Source organism: Thermovirga lienii, from assembly GCF_036847465.1.
In the GTDB taxonomy this organism is placed as follows: domain Bacteria; phylum Synergistota; class Synergistia; order Synergistales; family Thermovirgaceae; genus Thermovirga; species Thermovirga lienii.
Window position 1 is genome coordinate 1 of the sequence record NZ_DAITZW010000067.1, and the last position, 3,707, is coordinate 3,707.

Sequence of the window (3,707 nt, forward strand, 5' to 3'; positions counted from 1 at the left end):
GACCATTACCAGAGACCAAAACAAATTTACACAAAATATAGGACTTGACCGAAATGGACATCTGAGTCTTGGCCATGCAGACCGGCAGGTTACCATAGCCATTTGCCTCTAGCTCCTTCAATGTGCTTTCTGCAGCAGGCGTGTAATCAACGCCGTCAGCACCGTATACTTCCCTGGCTATGGTCTCTATCTTCTCCCTGAGTGGCAGCTCCAGTTCGTATAGGGGGCGGTATCCACAAGGCTTATCCAATGCCTCAAGGACTGCCTTGGCTAGCTCTATGCCGCCTTCTCCACCCTTTGCCCATACTTCCGAGAGGGCAATTGTGGCGCCATGACGCCTTGCAGCCTCGTGAACCTTCTGGATTTCAGCGTCCGTGTCGGTAGTGAACCTGTTGAGGGCGACTACTACGGGCACACCGAACTTCTTCAGTATGTCAATGTGAGCTTCCAGGTTCTCAGCACCTTTTTCGAGGGCCTCGAGGTTCTCCTTACCCAGCTCATCCTTGGGCACGCCACCGTGCATCTTCAAAGCCCTTACGGTGGTTACCAGCACGACAGCGCTCGGGCTGAATCCTGCCTTTCTGCAGACTATGTCCATGAACTTCTCTGCACCAAGGTCGGCCGCAAAGCCCGCCTCAACGACCGTGTAGTCGGTAAGCTTGAGGGCCATCTTGGTCGCAACTATGGAGTTGGTACCGTGGGCTATGTTGGCGAACGGACCACCGTGGACGAAAGCTGGAACGTGCTCAATGGTCTGAACCAAGTTGGGATTGATAGCGTCCTTCAGGAGGGCAGCCATGGCGCCGTGGGCCTTGAGATCCCTTGCAGTCACTTTCTCGCCCGTCCAGGTGTAGCCTACAACTATATTGCCCAGCCTTTCCTTGAGGTCCTGCAGGTCCGTGGCAAGGCAAAGAATTGCCATGATTTCAGAAGAAACGGAAATATCAAAGCCGCTTTCCCTGGGGATACCGTGGGCCTTTCCACCAAGGCCTATTACTATGTTCCTGAGGGCTCTGTCGTTCATATCCACAACCCTTCTGAAGGTAATTCGCCTTGGGTCAATCCCAAGCTCGTTACCCTGCTGAAGGTGGTTGTCAAGCATGGCAGCCAAAAGGTTATGAGCTGTGCTTACAGCATGGATATCTCCAGTAAAGTGGAGGTTGATATCCTCCATGGGAAGAACCTGGGAATAGCCGCCACCAGCGGCACCGCCCTTTACTCCAAAGCAAGGCCCCAAAGAAGGTTCTCTCAGACAAAGCATAGCCTTCTTCCCCAACTTCACAAGGGCTTGGGTCAAACCTATCGTCGTGGTGGTCTTACCTTCACCAGCGGGGGTGGGAGTTGTGGCGGTAACCAGTATAAGCTTACCGTCGGGCCTGTCCTTTATCTCCGAATAATACTTCAAATCGATCTTGGCTTTGGTATGTCCGTAAGGGATTACGTATTTCCCAGGAATACCGAGTTTCTCTGCAATCTCTCCTATGGGCTTCAGCTCGGCTTGCTGGGCAATCTGGATGTCCGACAACATGTCATTTCCCTCCTCGAAAATTTTGTTTATAACATTCCCAATTTTACTGCACATTATATTAAGGGCGCAACTTTCTCATTTTTGGGACACCATGTCCCAAGAAACCACTATACGATAAAGCTACAACAACACCTTTTTCATGTCAAGAAAGAACGGCACGATAGGAAAAATTATCAGTTTCATGCAGGGTCAACAGCAATCCTCCTAAAAACGGACTTTTCTGTTTTTAATCATATCAAATTTATGAGAATATGCATCAGCAAGGGGGTGTGGTAGGATTATTCTTACCTTGAAAGGAAAAGGGAGAGAGGAGATTTTCTTCCAGCAGGAGGTGCAAAATGTTACAGGCCATGAATGAAGCCCTGGCAAGGGGCAAGAAGGTGCTTCACTTAGGACAGGTAGCAACGTATATCCCCGAATTAGGCAAGGCGGACCCCAATACCTTGGCGATAGCTACGTGTACCCTTGACGGCAAGATAAGCCAAGTGGGCGATGTGGACAAGAAGGCAACGATTCAGTCCATTTCAAAGATAGCATCGCTAGGGCTGGCCATCTCCGAACTTGGAGAGGAAAAGGTCTTCTCCAAGGTGGGCGTAGACCCCACAGCCGATCCCTTCAACTCCATAATGCGCCTTGAGATGCGAAAACCCCACAGGCCACAAAACCCACTCATCAACGCTGGCGCCATAGTGGTCCTCTCTATTCTCCCATATCATGACAGTAACAGTCGTTTTCTGGCAGTGCTCAACCTGGTCAGGAAGCTTTGCGGCAATGAGAAGATAGAAGCCAACGAACAAGTATATCTATCAGAAAAGGCCACAAGCGACCGAAACAGGTCCCTGGCGTATTTCCTTCGCAGCGTGGGCGCCATGGAGGGGGATATAGAGGACATCCTGGACAGTTACTTCCACCAATGCGGTATAGAGTGTTCAGTAAAGGATCTTGCCGTCATGGGGGCGACCTTGGCAAACGATGGTATAAACCCCATAACAAACGAAAAAGTACTAAGCCCAAGGGTTTGCGTTCTAATAAGAGCCCTCATGGCCACATGTGGCCTTTATGATGGATCAGGAGAATTTGCGGTCAGAGTAGGCATACCTGCCAAAAGCGGTGTGGGAGGCGGAATAGTAGGGGCAGTGCCAGGGAAGATGGGAGTAGCAACCCTGGGTCCCGCCCTGGACGACAAAGGAAACTCAGTAGGCGGAATAGAGGCAATGGAATACCTTTCAGAAAAGCTCAAATTGAGGGTGCTATAATTTTGCTTGCAATGCCCTACATGTAGTAGTAGGATATCGATATAAACACTATATAATGAGATCTACAAAAAAGGAGCGCTATAGCATGACGAGTAAGGAATTTTCAAAAGAGCACATTACAACGGTGAAGCTGTCGGATAATGCTCTCAGGGTATTGAGGGAAAGGTACCTCATAAAGGACGACGAGGGCAACGTAATAGAGACTCCCGAAGAGATGTTCATGCGGGTAGCGAAGGCCGTAGCCCAAGCTGAAGGGGAAGAAAGCGAAGAGCTGGTAAAAGAGTTCTACAATCTCATGGCAAGCTTGGATTTCTTGCCCAACAGCCCCACCCTCATGAACGCCGGAAGAACGGGGGGACAGCTTGCAGCCTGTTTCGTGCTACCCATTGAGGACAGCATGGAGGGCATATTCGAAGCCCTAAAGAACATGGCCCTCATCCACAAATCTGGTGGAGGAACAGGCTACAACTTCAGCAAGCTGAGGCCTGCAGGAGACAAGGTCTCCAGCACCAACGGCGTGGCCTCAGGCCCTGTGTCGTTCATGGGTATGTTCGACCAGGCAACCGAAGTGGTCATGCAAGGCGGAATGAGAAGGGGAGCCAACATGGGCATCCTCAATGCCGACCACCCCGACGTATTCAACTTCATCAGAGCTAAAACAGAAGAAGGAAAACTCAAAAACTTCAATATCTCCATAGGTGCCAGCGATAAGTTCATGAAAGCCGTCGAGAACGACGAGGACTGGGACTTGATAAACCCTAGAAATGGAGAGGTCACCAAGACCGTAAAAGCAAGGGAACTCTTCAACCTGATATGTGAGATGGCCTGGAAGACCGGAGACCCAGGAATGATATTCCTCGACAGGTTAGAGGAGACCAACCCCACCCCCCACCTGGGAAAGATAGATGCTACCAACCCCTGCG

The 3,707-nt window shown here is 50.4% G+C and carries 3 protein-coding genes; 2 read left to right on the forward strand and 1 reads right to left on the reverse strand.

Annotated features, from left to right (window positions below; all coding sequences use genetic code 11):
* A partial coding sequence (locus V7Z69_RS09620) for a formate--tetrahydrofolate ligase (protein ID WP_334139771.1) occupies positions 1 to 1,528 on the reverse strand: 1,528 nt, incomplete at its 3' end.
* A gap of 338 nt (positions 1,529 to 1,866) precedes the next feature.
* Between V7Z69_RS09620 and glsA the strand changes: the two genes are divergently transcribed.
* Positions 1,867 to 2,784: a glutaminase A gene (gene glsA, locus V7Z69_RS09625; RefSeq protein WP_014162456.1), complete on the forward strand. Its 918-nt coding sequence runs from the start codon at positions 1,867 to 1,869 to the stop codon at positions 2,782 to 2,784.
* Positions 2,785 to 2,869: 85 nt separating this feature from the next.
* Positions 2,870 to 3,707: ribonucleotide reductase N-terminal alpha domain-containing protein (locus V7Z69_RS09630; protein WP_334139772.1), on the forward strand; the 838-nt coding region annotated here is incomplete at its 3' end.

What these genes read in the sequence shown, in the direction of transcription:
- glsA (WP_014162456.1), top strand. Translation starts at nt 1,867, where the DNA reads ATGTTACAGGCCATGAATGAAGCCCTGGCAAGGGGCAAGAAGGTGCTT.